Annotated in this window: 13 protein-coding genes and 1 pseudogene; 6 read left to right on the top strand and 8 right to left on the bottom strand. The window is 69.7% G+C overall.

Features of this window, described 5'->3' with window-relative positions:
- Window positions 1-10: 10 nt before the first annotated feature.
- Both tdh and ACIQD6_RS06480 read right to left on the bottom strand, forming a co-directional pair.
- Window positions 11-1,045 (bottom strand): L-threonine 3-dehydrogenase, encoded by a 1,035-nt coding sequence (gene tdh / locus ACIQD6_RS06485; RefSeq protein ID WP_401878818.1) that lies wholly within the window; start codon window positions 1,043-1,045, stop codon window positions 11-13.
- A 526-nt stretch (window positions 1,046-1,571) separates the two neighbouring features.
- Window positions 1,572-2,552: pseudogene (locus tag ACIQD6_RS06480) on the bottom strand (hypothetical protein); the annotation flags it as partial.
- Window positions 2,553-2,864: 312 nt separating this feature from the next.
- Between ACIQD6_RS06480 and ACIQD6_RS06475 the strand changes: the two are divergent.
- The 6 genes from ACIQD6_RS06475 (at window position 2,865) to ACIQD6_RS06450 (ending at window position 7,900) form a co-directional block, all read left to right on the top strand.
- The gene (locus tag ACIQD6_RS06475) at window positions 2,865-3,464 is read left to right on the top strand and encodes a TetR/AcrR family transcriptional regulator (protein ID WP_401878815.1); all 600 of its coding nucleotides are present in this window, start codon (window positions 2,865-2,867) and stop codon (window positions 3,462-3,464) included.
- A 203-nt stretch (window positions 3,465-3,667) separates the two neighbouring features.
- A complete protein-coding gene (locus ACIQD6_RS06470; RefSeq protein ID WP_401878813.1) occupies window positions 3,668-4,108 on the top strand; it encodes a hypothetical protein in 441 nt (146 codons plus the stop codon).
- A 127-nt stretch (window positions 4,109-4,235) separates the two neighbouring features.
- A complete protein-coding gene (locus tag ACIQD6_RS06465; protein WP_401878811.1) occupies window positions 4,236-4,673 on the top strand; it encodes an alpha/beta fold hydrolase in 438 nt (145 codons plus the stop codon).
- Between the two features lie 578 nt (window positions 4,674-5,251).
- On the top strand, window positions 5,252-6,214 hold the full coding sequence (locus tag ACIQD6_RS06460) for a hypothetical protein (protein ID WP_401878808.1): 963 nt from the start codon (window positions 5,252-5,254) through the stop codon (window positions 6,212-6,214).
- A 210-nt stretch (window positions 6,215-6,424) separates the two neighbouring features.
- Entirely contained in the window at window positions 6,425-6,898 is a 474-nt protein-coding gene (locus ACIQD6_RS06455) for a carboxymuconolactone decarboxylase family protein (protein ID WP_401878805.1), read from the top strand.
- A 78-nt stretch (window positions 6,899-6,976) separates the two neighbouring features.
- A complete protein-coding gene (locus ACIQD6_RS06450; RefSeq protein ID WP_401878802.1) occupies window positions 6,977-7,900 on the top strand; it encodes an RNA polymerase sigma-70 factor in 924 nt (307 codons plus the stop codon).
- Window positions 7,901-8,092: 192 nt separating this feature from the next.
- On the opposite strand, the gene ACIQD6_RS06445 is transcribed toward ACIQD6_RS06450, so the two are convergent.
- From ACIQD6_RS06445 to ACIQD6_RS06420, 6 genes are all read right to left on the bottom strand, one after another.
- Entirely contained in the window at window positions 8,093-8,773 is a 681-nt protein-coding gene (locus ACIQD6_RS06445; RefSeq protein ID WP_401878799.1) for a class I SAM-dependent methyltransferase, read from the bottom strand.
- A gap of 163 nt (window positions 8,774-8,936) precedes the next feature.
- Window positions 8,937-10,577 carry a cytochrome P450 gene (locus ACIQD6_RS06440; RefSeq protein ID WP_401878797.1) on the bottom strand — a complete coding sequence of 547 codons (1,641 nt, stop codon included), beginning with the start codon at window positions 10,575-10,577 and terminating at the stop codon, window positions 8,937-8,939.
- Between the two features lie 354 nt (window positions 10,578-10,931).
- Window positions 10,932-11,546, bottom strand: a complete 615-nt coding sequence (locus ACIQD6_RS06435; protein ID WP_401878796.1) for a GTP-binding protein — start codon at window positions 11,544-11,546, stop codon at window positions 10,932-10,934.
- Window positions 11,527-11,901, bottom strand: coding sequence for a DUF742 domain-containing protein (locus ACIQD6_RS06430; RefSeq protein ID WP_401878794.1), 375 nt, complete (start codon window positions 11,899-11,901; stop codon window positions 11,527-11,529). Before ACIQD6_RS06430 ends, ACIQD6_RS06435 begins: the two co-directional genes overlap by 20 nt.
- Window positions 11,898-12,305: a roadblock/LC7 domain-containing protein gene (locus tag ACIQD6_RS06425; protein ID WP_401878791.1), complete on the bottom strand. Its 408-nt coding sequence runs from the start codon at window positions 12,303-12,305 to the stop codon at window positions 11,898-11,900. The genes ACIQD6_RS06430 and ACIQD6_RS06425 overlap by 4 nt, the downstream gene beginning before the upstream one ends.
- Window positions 12,302-14,155, bottom strand: a complete 1,854-nt coding sequence (locus ACIQD6_RS06420) for an ATP-binding protein (RefSeq protein WP_401878789.1) — start codon at window positions 14,153-14,155, stop codon at window positions 12,302-12,304. The genes ACIQD6_RS06425 and ACIQD6_RS06420 overlap by 4 nt, the downstream gene beginning before the upstream one ends.
- Window positions 14,156-14,311: the final 156 nt, after the last annotated feature.

The raw sequence follows: 14,311 nt of genomic DNA, 5'->3' as shown, positions 1-14,311 counted from the left end.
TCGGACCGGTTCACGCCGCCCAGTTGATGATGATCTTGCCGCTGCGGGCCGTGGACGCCTCGTCGAACGCCTCGTCGAAGTCCTCGTACGCGTAACTGCCGGTGATCACGGGCGTGAGGTCGAGCCCGCCTTCGAGCAGCACCGTCATCGCGTACCAGGTCTCGAACATCTCGCGGCCGTAGATTCCCTTGACCGTGATCATCGAGGTGACGATCTTCGACCAGTCGACGGCGAACTCCTCGGCGGGCAGCCCGAGCATGGCGATGCGCCCGCCGTGCGTCATGTTGTCGACCATGTCGCGCAGCGCCTCGGGGCGTCCGGACATCTCCAGGCCGATGTCGAAGCCTTCCTTGAGGCCGAGCTGTCGCTGTGCGTCCGCGATACCGGTGCCCGCGCCGGAGACGTCGAGGGCGAGGGTGGCACCGGCCTTACGGGCGAGGGCGAGGCGCTGCGGACTGACGTCGGTGATCACGACATTGCGCGCTCCGGCGTGCCGGGCCACGGCCGCCGCCATGATCCCGATGGGGCCCGCGCCGGTGATCAGTACGTCCTCACCGACGAGCGGGAAGGAGAGCGCGGTGTGCACGGCGTTGCCGAAGGGGTCGAAGATCGCGGCGACATCGAGGTCCACCGCGGCGCGGTGCACCCAGACGTTCGAGGCGGGCAGAGCGACGTACTCCGCGAACGCGCCGTCACGGCCGACGCCGAGGCCGACGGTGCTGCGGCAGAGGTGCCGTCGGCCGGCGAGACAGTTGCGGCACTTGCCGCAGACCAGATGGCCCTCACCGCTGACGAGATCGCCGACGGAGATGTCCTCGACGCCCGCGCCGACGGTGGCAACCTCGCCGACGAACTCGTGGCCGAGGACGCGGGGCGTGTCGACGGCCTGCCGGGCCCAGCCGTCCCAGGAGCGGATGTGCAGGTCGGTGCCGCAGATGCCGGTACGGAGCACCTTGATCAGTACGTCACCGGTCCCGGTCTCCGGTTCCGGCACGTCCATGAGCCACAGCCCCGGCTCGGCCTTCTGTTTCACAAGTGCCTTCATGGGCGCGGCTCCCGGGGTGATGGTGCTGATCGGAGATCACTGATCACACGGAGATCAGAGCTCGCCTTGGTGATCAGTGATCGCGCGGAGATCGTCGATCGCAGCGGAGATCGTCGATCGCGGCGGTGATCACTGATCGCGGCGGTGATCGCTGATCGGTGGTCGTGCACCAATCTGCCGATCACCGACCGGTCCAGTCCATCGAGGATTTCTTAACCGGCCCAACAGCGGAGCTTCACGCCCCGGCGCGGGAACGCCTCCGGCACCGCCGTCGCTTCGGCACCCGCCCTTGTGGGACCAGGGCGACGGACGGTTGCCCGGGGAGCTCGCCGGGCAGCGGCAGTACGGGAACGGGCGCTTCCCAGACGGCGACCCTGGGCACGGCCAACCGGGTGGCGCCACCGGGCGACTGGGCCATCGCCAGGGCTGCGGGCAACGTCTCCGGGGCGATCACTGAGGACCGCGCAACCACCGAGGACCGCGCATCCGCCGGAGACCTCATGGGCACCACAGCCCCCAGAGCCATCGCGGGCTCCACTGACACCGGTTCCGCATCCGGCTGCGGCCCCGATTCCCGCGCCGGTTCTGACTCCGATTCCCGCGCCGGCTCCGATTCCTGTGCAGGTTCTGGCTCCGAGACCTCCCCCGGATCCCACCCGAGTGCCGATTCCTCCGCCCGCGCGGCCGACGCCCGCGTCAGCAGGACCACCCCGCGCGCCGCGACCACCGCGCCGACGAGCGCCGCCGCGACACCCACGGCGCCGCCCTGGAGACGTTCGCCCAGCAGCACCAGTCCGATGACCGACGCCGCGACGGGGTTGGCCAGGGTGAGGACCGCAAGTGGTGCTCCCAGTCCGCCGCGGTAGGCGGTCTGGGACAGCAGCAGACCGCCCGACGCGAAGGCCGCCACCACCAGCGCCACGGCCCCCACCTGCCACACCGGCAACGCGTCCGCGCCACGCGCCGTGGCAGCCACCGTCACGGTCTGGGTGAGGGCCGAGGCAACACCCGACGTGATCCCCGAGGCCGCCGCGTGCCGCAGCCCCGGACGGGCTCCCGGCCTGGTCAGCAGGGCCACCAGCGCCATCGCGACACCTGCCGCCCCGAGCGCCTGCGACAGGGTGAGCGTGGTGTTCGGAGCCGTGCCCGCCGCCGTCAGCAGGATCACCGCCAGGCCGAGGAGCGTGAGCGCCGTACCGCGCCACTCGCCTCGGCCGACCTGCCGCCCGGCACGGCGCGCGCCCAGCGGTACGGCCGCGACCAGCGTGAGCGCGCCCAGTGGCTGGACCACGGTGAGCGGCCCGTACGTCAGCGCCACCACATGCAGCAGCGCTCCGGTCGCGTTCAGCCCGACCGCCCCCCACCAGGCACCGCGCCCCAGCAGCGTGACCAGCCCGACGCCGGCTTCCGTACGGGCGGCCAGTCGTTCCTGTGCCACGGCCGCCGAGGCGTAGGCCACGGCGGAGACCAGTGACAGTACGACGGCGACCGACATCGCGCCGTTCATCGGGCCGCGCCTGACGGGACGCCCGGTGAGACGCGAAGTGGCGTGCCTGGCACGACGCGTGGCAACTCTCGTACGAGGGGCGGTCGGGCGGAAGTGTCCTGCTCCCGGTCGACGGGCCCCGTGCGGGTGTGTATCACCCGGCCCCCTTGCATGGGACGGCACGTCGCGGTGTGACGGCGTGGTGGTGCGGTGGCGTGGTCCGGAACCCCGCCCTATCGATACGCCAGTGTACCGATACGGATTCGTATCGGTACACTGGCGTATCGGTACACTGTCGTACCGACGCCCGAGAGGGACAGACAGGGAGAGACGATGACGCCGCCGCAGCGCCGCTCCAAGATCACGCCGGAACGTGAACGCGAGTTCTACGAGGCCGCCCTCGATCTGCTCAGGGAGAGCGGCTACGACGCGCTGACCATGGAGGGCGTCGCCGCTCGCTCCCGCTGCGGCAAGTCCACGCTCTACCGCCAGTGGCGCACCAAACCGCAGCTCGTCGCCGCCGCGCTCCGGGGCACCAGCTGCGTCAACCTCGCGGACGTCGACACCGGAACCCTCGCGGGGGACCTGCGCGCGGCGACCCGTTCCGCGGTGGTGGGATCCGGACGCGACACCGCGCTGATGCACGCGCTCGGCCACGCGGTCCTGCAGAATCCGGAGCTGCTCCAGGCGCTGCGCGAGGCCGTCATAGAGCCGGAGATCACGGCGATCGAGACCATGATCGGCCGCGCCGTGGCACGGGGCGAGATCGAGGCCGACAACCCCGCCGTCGAGTTCGTGGCCGTCCAGCTCATCGGTGTCATGCGGGCCCGGATGATGATCGAGGGCCGGCCCGTCGACGAGGCCTACCTGACCCGCTTCCTGGAGGCCTCCGTCCTTCCCGTACTCGGACTGCGAGTTCCCTCGCCCTCATGACCGGCGGGCCGTCGTCCGAGCGGAGGACGACAGCCCGCCCGCGCCGCACCGTGGGGACGGGAGCGGCGCACCTCCCGGCCGGTGGGCCCCTTTCCGAGGGGCCCACCGGCATGAGCGGGGCAGGCCACGCCCCCGGGGCGAATTGCGTATGGGTGCGTCAAGACTCCTTGACGTCAAGGTCACCTGACGCGAGACTCGGACGCATGTCCACTCCTGAAGAGCTGGAAAGCCGCTTCACCCTGCTCACCGCCGTCGCTCGCTACGACGAGCTGCGCATCCGGGAGTCGCTGTCCGCCCCCGACGAGGACGGCTTCCGTCTCGACCCCGACATCGCCGCCCTCACCCGCGAGGAGACGCTGGAGCTGCTCGCCCTGGGCGAGTTGATCGCCCGCAAGGCGGCCTACGGGCGTCAGCTCTCCGTACGGTCCGCACGCGAGGCGGGTGCCTCCTGGTCGCGGATCGGCGCGGCGCTGGGCACCAGCAAGCAGGCGGCGTGGGAGGCACACGGACGCTGGATCGACGAACAGGCCCGGCAGCACCGGCAGACCGGCTCCATCGGCTGGGACGACGCGGACGCGACGGCCGCCCGCGCACTGGCCGGCGAGCCCGACGACAGCCCGCGGACGGACGGTGACACGGCATGAGCGAGCGGGGAACGGGCGAGCCGGAACCGAGCGCTCTCGCTGGCCAGGGTCCGTCGTCGAGTTCCTCGATGTGATCGAGCCACTGACGAACCCTCCGGCGACGGCTGCAATCGACCCTTTCGATCTGGTGATTCCCTCTCCCGATTCACCCGTCGGCCAACTCGCCTGGATCGTAGAGAAGTTCAAGGAGTGGACACACCCCGCCGAGGTGCCGGAGGACGCGGTGCCCCGTGACCGGTTGTTGACCAACGTGATGCTCTACTGGCTGTCCCGCACTGCGGGTTCGTCGTCGCGCCTGTACTGGGAGCACGCCCACTCCTCGCCCTCACCGGGCGCAGACACAGACACACGCGCAGACACAGGCACCGGCACCGGGCCGGATACGACACCGACGGGGGTCGCGGTCTTCGGTGGCGATCTCGCACGCCCGGTCCGGCGGCTCGCCGAGCGGGACAACAACATCGTGCACTGGACGGAGTTCGACCGTGGCGGACACTTCGCCGCGATGGAGGAACCCGTCCTGTTCGCCGACGACGTCCGCGCGTTCTTCCGCCGGTTCCGCTGAGCGCACCCGCCGGACTGCCGGGGGAGGCGGAGAGGGAAGCGCCGCGACGTCCAGAAGAACCCTCGTACATCCGTACCAGCCTTACCTACGCTGATCAACGTATGGCCAACGATCCGCGCCCCGCCCATATCCGTTCCGGGCCATGCTGAAAATGCTCCACCGACAGCGGCGTTTTGGCCACATGGAGAGCGGCCGAGGCCAGTAGACAAGTGGGCGGGCGCTGTTCGGGCACCTGAACGCGTTCTGTCCGAGGTCTCGCGGAATCCCCACAGGAAGTGATAAACCCGGCTCGTAAGCAGTCAATTCCGGCCAGGCATTGCCCACTTGCATAGTTACTGACGATCCGACACGGACATATACGCTCCCCCACGCACAGTGCCCCACCGCATCTCCGCCCCATCCGTCCCAGCCACCCCAGCTGCCCCGCATGCTGCACCAGGAGGCCGATCATGACCTGTGTCCCGGATGTCTTGGAACAGAGTCTGGTCCAACAGCTTCCGGCTGTGCCGTTCTACTGTCCGGTTCCGCCCGCCAGACATCCGTCCGTCGAGGTCCTCAATGATCAGACCGTACGGTGGATGCTCAAACAGCGGCTCGACACCGACGAGCAACAGCTCAAGCGTCTGGCCATCTGCGACTTCGGCGGCCTGACCGCCGCGACCATGCCGTACGGACGGCTTGAACCGCTCGCCCTGATGGCCAAGTTCCACGCCGTGCTCTTCTCGCTGGACGACGGCGTGTGCGACGAATCCGAAGTGACGCCGGATCTGCTGGCCCAGGAGACCTCGCGCATCATGCGCGCCGTGGAGGCCCCGGCCGCGCGGGCACCCGGCGACTCGCCGCACACGGCCGCGCTGCGCCGACTCAGGCTGGAGTTGGAGCGGTTCGCGTCGCCGGTCCAAGTACGCCGCCTGACGGAGGCGATGCGCGTCTACACCTCGGGACTGGTGTGGGAGGCGTCCTGGCGCCGCAACGCGGAACTGCCCTCACTGGACGACTACATCACGCTGTGGATGCGGGCCATCGGGATGGCGCCCTCCACCGCGATGATCGAGGTGGTCGGCGGCTTTTCCGTGGCGGAGGACGCCATGCAGGACTCGCGGGTGCGTGCGCTCACCGAGATCACCTGGACACTGGTCAGCTGGGACAACGACCTCTACTCCCGCAACAAGGAACTGCTTCGGGCCGGCGACAACCTCAACCTGATCGACGTCCTGTGCCAGGAGCAGGACTGCGGTCCGCGTCACGCACTCGTACGCGCCGTGGCGATGCGGGACCGCGTCATGGTGCTCTTCGACCGGCTGGCCGCACAGGTCCTCAAGGAGGCGGACGCCGGTCTGCGACAGTATGTGAACGGGCTGGGGCAGTTCGTCCGGGGCCATCTCGACTGGGCGTCGCTCTGCCCCCGTTACTCCGTGCCGTCGGGACCGAAGGCGACACCCGGGGGGTGGTGGAAGCAGCAGCCCTCCGACAACAGCCTGGAGCCGCTTCCGATTCCCACGATCGCCTGGTGGTGGGACCAACTGGAGGTGGCGCGCTGACGGGTACCGCGTCTCTTCGGCCGGTGTGACGCTGTCGGTGTTGGCGCTGGTGTCGGTCTCGCTGCCCGTGTCGGTCTCGCCGCCCGTGTCGGTCTCGGCGTCGCCCGACGGTGTCGATGTCGGTGTCGTCAACCACCTGGACATGTCACAGGGAGTCGGGCTGTCTCGTCTCAGGGGGTGTAGCCGATGACGACCACAAAGGAGCACACCATGAACGCGCGACTGGACTACTTCGCCGACCCGACCTCCGGCAAAGTCCTCAAGCACTTCATGTCGTTGGGCAAGATCATCAAGGACTCGCCGCTGCCGGCCGCCACGCAGGAGCTGGTGGCGCTTCGCGTCAGTCAGATCAACGGCTGTGCAGTCTGCATCGACATGCACACCAAAGATGCCGCCGCTGCCGGCGAGACCTCGGTACGGCTGAACCTGGTCGCGGCGTGGCGGGAGGCCACGGTCTACACCGAGGCCGAGCGCGCCGCTCTGGAGCTGGCGGAGGCGGGCACCCGGGTCGCGGACGCGGCCGGTGGGGTCAGCGACGAGGTGTGGGCACACGTTGCCAAGCACTACGACCAGGAGCAACTCACCGCCCTGGTGATCATGGTCTCGTTCATGAACTCGGTGAACCGGCTGAACATCATCGCCCAGCGTCCGGCCGGCGACTACGAGCCCGGGCAGTTCCAGTAGTGGTCCGGATGTCACCAGAAGCCGTCTGCGTCGGCGAGTACGGACGGGTGAGGGGGCTTCACGGGGAGAGGATTCAGCGTGAGCAAGGTCGAGGAGTTCGAGGAACTGCGGCCGCTGCTGTTTTCGATCGCCTACCGGATTCTGGGCAGTGTGAGTGAGGCCGAGGACGCGGTGCAGGAGACGTGGCTGCGCTTTGACGGATCGGCGACCCGGCCCGCGTCGGCCAAGGCCTTTCTTTCCACCGCGGTGACGCGGATCTCGATCGATGTGCTGCGTTCCGCGCGGGTGCGGCGGGAGCAGTATGTCGGGCCGTGGTTTCCCGAGCCGCTGCTGAACGATCCGTATCAGGATCCAGCACGGTCGGTGGAACTGGCCGACTCGGTGTCGATGGCGGCGCTCCTGCTGCTGGAGCGGCTCAGTCCGCTGGAGCGGGCGGTGTTCGTTCTGCGGGAGGTGTTCGCCTTCGGGTTCGACGATGTCGCCGCTGCGGTGGGGCGTTCGGAGGCGGCATGCCGACAGCTGCTGGTACGGGCACGGCGGCATATGGAGGCCGGGCGGCCGCGGTTCGCGGCGGACGGTCAGGAGCGGCAGGAGCTGGCGACGAGGTTCTTCGACGCGCTGAAAGACGGCGATGTGGGCGGGCTGACGGATCTGCTGGCCACGGATGTGCAGTTGGTCGGGGACGGCGGCGGCAAGGCCCCGCAATTCGCCAAGGCCGTCATGGGCGCGGAGAACGTGGCCCGGTTGCTGGGCACGGCCTTCCCCTGGCTGTTCCGGATCGACGTGTCGTTCGAGCCGCACGACGTCAACGGCCAGCCCGGCGCGATCTTCCGTGACCGGGACGGCAAGGTGCTCTACATCCTGGTCATCGAGGTGCTCGACGGGCAGATTCAGACCGTCCGCGGGGTGATGAATCCCGACAAGATCCGCCACATCGGGCCGGTCGCCGATGCCTGGGCCATCGACCGCGAGGTGAAGCGGGCCCGTAGGCAGCCGAACTGACCACGGGAGTGGCACGCCACGGGCGTGGTACGGGCCCGCTCACTCACCGGCAGGTCCTGTCGGCGACCGCAGGGTGCTCGATCAGGTCATGCCGGTGACCGCAGGTGTTTGAGCAGGTCATGCCGGCGACCGCCGAGTGGTCACCGGCATGACCTGCTCAGGCACGGCGACCGCAGGGTGGTCGAGCGAGGGTCAGCGCAGCCGTCGCGCGCGCACCACCAGGTCGTCCGTATGGTGCGCGCCTGCACCACCGTCGGGTGCCACGCGTGGCCGCTGCTCGTCCACCTCCACCTCCCAGTCGTCGTCGAGCAGAGCGGAGACCATCGAGGGCCAGACGTAGTCGGCCGGGTCGAACTCGCTGTCCTGCGCCTGCTGGGTGTCCATCCCCGCGTGGTGTACGAGCAGCAGTACGCCCCCGGGCGCGACGGCCGCGAGCAGCGCTCGCTCAGCCGCGGCGTCCGGGGTGCGCAGCAGGGCTGGGTACTGCGCGGAGACCAGGTCGAAGGAGGCCGGCGGGAGCACCGCCTCCGTCAGTGCGGCGTGGACCCAGCGAACGGCGAGGCCGGCGTCCCGCGCGTGCCCGGCCGCCCGCTCCAGTGCCACGCCCGATACCTCCAGCGCGGTCACATCCCAGCCGCCGCGCGCGAGCCAGACGGCGTCCGCGCCCTCGCCACAGCCGACGTCGAGCACCCGCCCGGGGGTGAGCCCGGCGACTTCGGCCACGAGCGCACCGTTGGGCCGACCGCTCCAGAGCTGTTGCCGGTCGGCATACCGGTTGTCCCATTCCGCCCGCACCGCGGGGTCTCCGACGTATCCGTCGGCAGACGAGGGGGTGTCGGATGCGGGCGTTCCTGCTGCGATGTTGTCGGTCACGAACCCACCGTCGCCCGCCGCATCCCGGTCACGCCACTCTTCTTGCCGATCCGGCAAAACGGCGCCCAAGGGGCGAGGAAAAGCCGGGCAGTTCGGGACACCGGGCCGTACCCGCCGATCGGCGGGTACGGCCCGGTGAACTCCCCGCTCCGGCACCCGCCCGTCAGTACCCGCGCCACCAGCGGGTCACGGTCCGCCAGGCGCGCCGCGGCGCACTGTCCGAGCGCTGGTCCGGGATCGCCGCCGCCGGTGTCGCCGACGCTGATGCCACCGGCGCCTCGGCCTGAAGCACCCCGGCCGGAACCGCGGGAGCAGGCGGAACCGCCGAAGCGGCCGACGGCTGCGGTACGGAGGCGGGCCGGGGTGATTCCACCTGCCACTGCGGACGTGTCACGGGGGCCGACGGACTCGGCGGCCCGGTGATGTCCTGCGGCGGCCTCGGCGCGAACGTCACCGGCAATTCCTGCAACTGACGGGACATCAGAGCAGCCGAGTAACGCAGCTCATGCTCCTCCACCGAAAGTTGGAGATCCGGCAGTCGCATCAGTAGCGCATCGATGCCGGTGTCGGCGATGGCGCGCCCGATGTCCTGTCCCGGACATTCGTGCGGGCCGCCGCTGAAGGCGAGATGGGCGCGGTTGCCCTGCATGGACGCGTTGAGGTCGGGGCGTACCACCGGGTCCACGTTGGCCGCGGCGATCCCGACCACCAGTGCGTCACCGGCCTTGATGTGCTGTCCGCCCAACTCGGTGTCGCCGACCGCCCAGCGGCCGAAGATCGTGGTGAACGGGGGTTCGTCCCACAGCGTCTGCTCGACCGCCTCCGGCAGGGTCATATGGCCGCCGCTGAGCTGGGCTCGGAACCGCGGGTCGGTGAGCACCATGCGCAGCACGTTGGCGATGAGGTTGGCGGTGGTCTCGTAGGCGGCGATGAGTACCAGCCGCAGATGCTGGCTGACCTCGTCGTCGGTGAGCCCGGCGCGGTGCTCCGTCAGCCAGGTCGCGAAGTCCTCCTCGGGGGCGTCACGGCGGCGGGCCACCAGCCTGCGCAGAGCGGCCATCACGTACTCGTTGCTCTCGATGGCCGTCTCGGTGCCCTTGATCATGTCGCGGGCGGCCTGCACCAGACGTTCGTTGTACTCCTCCGGCATGCCGAGGATCTGTGCCATCACCATCATCGGCAGATGCTCGGCGAAACGGCTGACGAGGTCGGCCCTGCCGTCCTGGCAGAACTCGTTGACCAGCCGGTTGCTGTAGCGGTTGATGTAGCGCCGGACGCCCCGGTGGTCGATGCGCGCGATCGACTCGGTGACCGCGCCGCGCAGCCGCTCATGGTCCGCGCCGTCGGCGAAGACACAGAGGGGCTGCCAGGTGAAGATGGGGGCGAGAGGATGGTCGGGGGCCACGGTGCCGTCATGGAGCGCGCGCCAGCGCCGGGAGTCCCGGGAGAACTGCGACGGCGTGCGCGTCATGTGCAGGTTGTCGCTGTGCCCCAGGACGAGCCAGGCCGGCACGTCGCCCTGGAGTAACACCGGTGCTACGGAGCCGTGTTCGGCGCGCAGCTTCTCGTACAGGCCCATGGGGTCGTTCTCGGCCTCGGGCCCGTACAGCCGCCGGGGACCGTGGGAGGCCGGGCCGGTGGTGCAAGCCGGGCCACCGCCGGAAGCCGGGCCGGTGGAGTTCACACCGTCGGTGGTGAAGCCTTTGCCGCTGAAGCCGTTGGCGGTCAGGCCGTGGGCCGGGCAGCCGGGGGGCGGCGCCGCATGTCCGTCCGGTGAGGGCCGGTGGGAAAAGGGGGTGGTCACGGTCACTCCAGAGATCAGGCCGATTCAGGGATCAGGCCGAAGAGGTACGGGGACAGCTCTCGGGGCGCACGGGCACCCCACCGCGACGGGGTGGACGACCGTGCGGGGATGGGACTCGTACGGACAGAGCACGGCTCAGGGAGACGCCAGGGGCCCGTGGGCCACGTGGGACTCGTAGAGCACATGGAGCTCGTAGGGCTCATGAGACTGGTGGGGCACATGAGGCACGTAGAACTCGTAAAGCACGTCGGGCTCGTGAGGCATGTCGAGCTCGTGAGACACGTAGAACTCGTAAGGCATGTCGGGCTCGTGGGCACGTAGGACTCGTGGAGGTACGGCTTACGGTGTGATCCGTCAGCCGGGCGACACTGCCAGCGAGTGCAGGTAGCGCATCAGCGTCAGCAGGACGTCGCGGCTGGATGCCCTCAGCCGGGCGTCGCAGTCCACCATCGGGACCTCGTCGGGCAGATCCAGGGCGGTTCGCAGCGCTTCGACGGGGTGATGCGGCGCGTCCGGGAAGGTGTTGATCGCGACGACGAACGGTACGCCGCGCTCCTCCAGCCGTCCGATCACGTCGAAACTGACTTCGAGGCGCCGGGTGTCGACCAGCACCACCGCTCCCAGAGCTCCCTCGAAGAGCCCGTTCCACAGGAACCAGAAGCGCTCCTGGCCAGGCGTGCCGAAAAGGTAGAGCACCAGCTGTTCGGTGATGCTGATCCGGCCGAAGTCCATGGCGACGGTCGTGGCGGTCTTGCTCTCCACCCCGAAGTTGTCGTCCACCCCCACCCCGGCCTGGGTCATGGTCTCCTCGGTGGTGAGCGGACGGATCTCACTGACCGAGCCGACCATCGTCGTCTTGCCGACCCCGAATCCGCCCACGATCACGACCTTCACCGCGGAGGTGGCCGTGGTGGGCAGGACGTCCTCGCTCCTGGGGCCCGTGATCGTGTCAGAGTTTCTGAAGTCCATGCATCACCGCTTCGAGAAGGGACCGGTCGGGAAGGGCGGCGCGGACTATGGGCGCGCGCGATTCGACCAGCTCGGTCGCGAGGAGTTCGGTCAGCAGCGCGGTCACCACGCTGAAGGGGAGGCTGAGATAGGCGGAGATCTCGGCCACGGACAGCGGTGCCCGGCAGAGCCGCAGGATCGCGGCCTGTTCCGGCTGCACCGTCGGCGACGGTTCGTCACGCGCCACGATCATGGTGACGAGATCGAGCGGTGCCCGTTCGGCGCCGTCCGGTCCGCCGGTGATCACGTACAACCGTTCCGGGTCGACCGCCTCCGCCTCGGGTTGCCGGCGTTCTCGTCGGGGAGGCGGGGTCATCCGGCCTGCCCGTCATGGCGTGGGGGGCTCGTCAGATGGGCGCCGATACGGACGACCATGTCCCGCATCCGTGCCCCGACCAGCCCCGCGTCCACCGTCTCGTCGGCGAGGACAGCGAGATACGCGCCCGCTCCGGCCTCCATCAGATAGAAGAAGCCGCCCCCGAGCTCGATGACGACGAGCCGCATCCGGCCGTCGCTGTGGGGGATTTCGACCGCGACGGCCGCGGCGAGGCTCTGGAGTCCGGCGCAGGCGGCCGCGAGCCGGTCGGCGACATCCGGATCGCCGCCGTGCCGGGCGATCCGGAGCCCGTCAGCGGAGAGCACCACGATCTGCTGGATCTGCGGTACCCCGTCGGCCAGTTCCTTGAGCATCCAGTCCATGTTCGCCCGCTGCTGGATCACTTCAGATCTCCCTTGCCCCGTACATCATCGGAATCTCCCCGGTCGCCGGGCTGCGCCGACGTCCCCCCGGAACCGGTCGACGGCTGCTGGGGAGTGCCGTTGACCGCCTTGGTGAATGCTTCGAGCCAGATGCCGGGCCCGGGTGCGCTGTCCGCCGTACCGCCTTGGCGGCCGGTGTCGGCACCGGCACCGGATTCGCGACCGCTGCCGAAGTCCCGGCCGCCGCCGGATTCCGGGCTGTTCCCGGGGTCGCGACCGTCTCCGATATCACGGCTGTCACGGCCGTTGCCGGGGCCCCGGCCACTGCCGTACCCCCCGCCCCTGCCGTAGCCCCTCTCCGAGTCCCTGGCGCCGCCGTCCGCCGAGGCACCGCCGCCGGTACCCGAACGGGGCCCGAACGGGGCCCTGGTCGGCACTCCGTTACGGCGCCCGGTGGCCGGCGCGTGCGACGCGCCCCGGGGACCGAGGTTGTGCGAGCCGAGCGGGGCGCGGCCACGGCTGCGCCGCTGCGGCAGGCCGTTCTCGGTCCACTCCGTCACCGCGGGTACGTCGTCGTCCATGCTCGCCACCAGCGGTGCGGACGGCTGCGGACCGGTGACCGGCCGCGGCACCCGGTCGGCGGGGCGCAGCACATCCGTCGTGGGCAGTCCGGCGCCGCTGCCGCGGGGCAGCGCCGAGGCGCCGATGCCATGGGCGATACCGGGCGCGGGGCCGGTGGTGACGACATCACGCGGCACGATGAGGACGGCGCGGACACCGCCGTACGCGGACTGCCGCAGGGATACCTGCAAGTTGTACATCTGGCAGAGGCGGCCGACGACGGCCATACCGAGCCTGGGTGTCTCGCCGAGGTCGTTGAGGTCGATACCGGCCTGGGCCTGCGCGAGCATGCGTTCGGCCCGGGTCCGTGCCTCTTCGCTGAGGCTGACGCCACCGTCCTCGATCTCGATCGCGATCCCCGTCTGCACCTCGACGGCGGTGACATGGACGCGGGTCTGCGGCGGCGAGTAGCGGGTGGCGTTGTCGAGGAGTTCGGCGCACGCGTGGATGAGCGGTTCCACGGCCGTACCGATGATGGCGACCTTGGCGATCGAGTGCAGATCGACCCGCTGGTACTCCAGGATCCTGGACATCGCACCGCGCAACACGCTGAACAGCGGTACGGGCTTGGGCCATTGGCGTCCGGGGCGGGCCTTGCCGAGCACGGCGATGCTGTCGGCGAGCCGGCCGATCAGCGCGGTGCCGTGGTCGATCCGCAGCAGGTCGTCGAAGACCTCGGGGTTCCGGCCGTGGGCCTCTTCCATCTCCCTCAGCTCGCTGGCCTGTTGGTGCACGATGGACTGCACGCGGCGGGCGATGTTGACGAAGGAGCGCTGCGCGGACTCTCGCATCGCCTCCTCGTCGTCGATGATCTGCAGGACTGCGTGGAGCAAGGAGCGCTGTGCCTCGGGGAGTTCGCGATACCGCTCGTCACCGTCCACGACGGCGCGCATCACCTCCATGGGTGATTCGCCCTGACGAAGGCGGTGGATCGCGGCCGGCATCAGTTCCTTGCCGAGCCGTACGGTCTCCTCGTCGTGGTCGGCGAGCCGCCGGTCCAACGAGGCGAGCCGCTGGGCGTAGTGGTCATGGAGCATACGGACCGTCCTGGCGCGGCGGGACAGCTCCATCACACACCAGGCGACGACGACGGTCGCCACCGCGCCGTACAGCACGAGCGGTATCCGGGCGGCCTCGGCGGCCACAGCGATCACGACGGCCGTCGCCGCCGCCATCAGGACGGCGGGGATGACCAGCGCGCGGACAGCGGGGGACGCTTGTTCATTCGGGGGTGCTTCGAGACGAACCATGTAAGCCCTCTGGCGGTCGATTCAATCGGGGTCATTCGAACGATCGAGACACATGGGAACAAGTGCCTGATTACGTATCAACTCGGCGCGCTCCGCGAGAGCTTAGCCCGACCGATTCGCCACATCCGCATATTTCTGCAACCCCATGCACAGGCC

The sequence above is a fragment of the Streptomyces sp. NPDC088400 genome, assembly GCF_044753355.1.
GTDB lineage: Bacteria > Actinomycetota > Actinomycetes > Streptomycetales > Streptomycetaceae > Streptomyces.
Note: the sequence above shows the minus strand (reverse complement) of the source record. Positions and strands in the feature narration are given on the sequence as shown.

Excerpts from the sequence above, each read along its gene's own strand:
- ACIQD6_RS06435 (WP_401878796.1), bottom strand. The coding sequence starts at position 11,546 with ATGGACTTCAGAAACTCTGACACGATCACGGGCCCCAGGAGCGAGGAC.
- ACIQD6_RS06455 (WP_401878805.1), top strand. The coding sequence starts at position 6,425 with ATGAACGCGCGACTGGACTACTTCGCCGACCCGACCTCCGGCAAAGTC.
- ACIQD6_RS06475 (WP_401878815.1), top strand. The coding sequence starts at position 2,865 with ATGACGCCGCCGCAGCGCCGCTCCAAGATCACGCCGGAACGTGAACGC.
- ACIQD6_RS06430 (WP_401878794.1), bottom strand. The coding sequence starts at position 11,901 with ATGACCCCGCCTCCCCGACGAGAACGCCGGCAACCCGAGGCGGAGGCG.
- ACIQD6_RS06460 (WP_401878808.1), top strand. The coding sequence starts at position 5,252 with ATGCTCAAACAGCGGCTCGACACCGACGAGCAACAGCTCAAGCGTCTG.
- ACIQD6_RS06470 (WP_401878813.1), top strand. The coding sequence starts at position 3,668 with ATGTCCACTCCTGAAGAGCTGGAAAGCCGCTTCACCCTGCTCACCGCC.
- tdh (WP_401878818.1), bottom strand. The coding sequence starts at position 1,045 with ATGAAGGCACTTGTGAAACAGAAGGCCGAGCCGGGGCTGTGGCTCATG.
- ACIQD6_RS06420 (WP_401878789.1), bottom strand. The coding sequence starts at position 14,155 with ATGGTTCGTCTCGAAGCACCCCCGAATGAACAAGCGTCCCCCGCTGTC.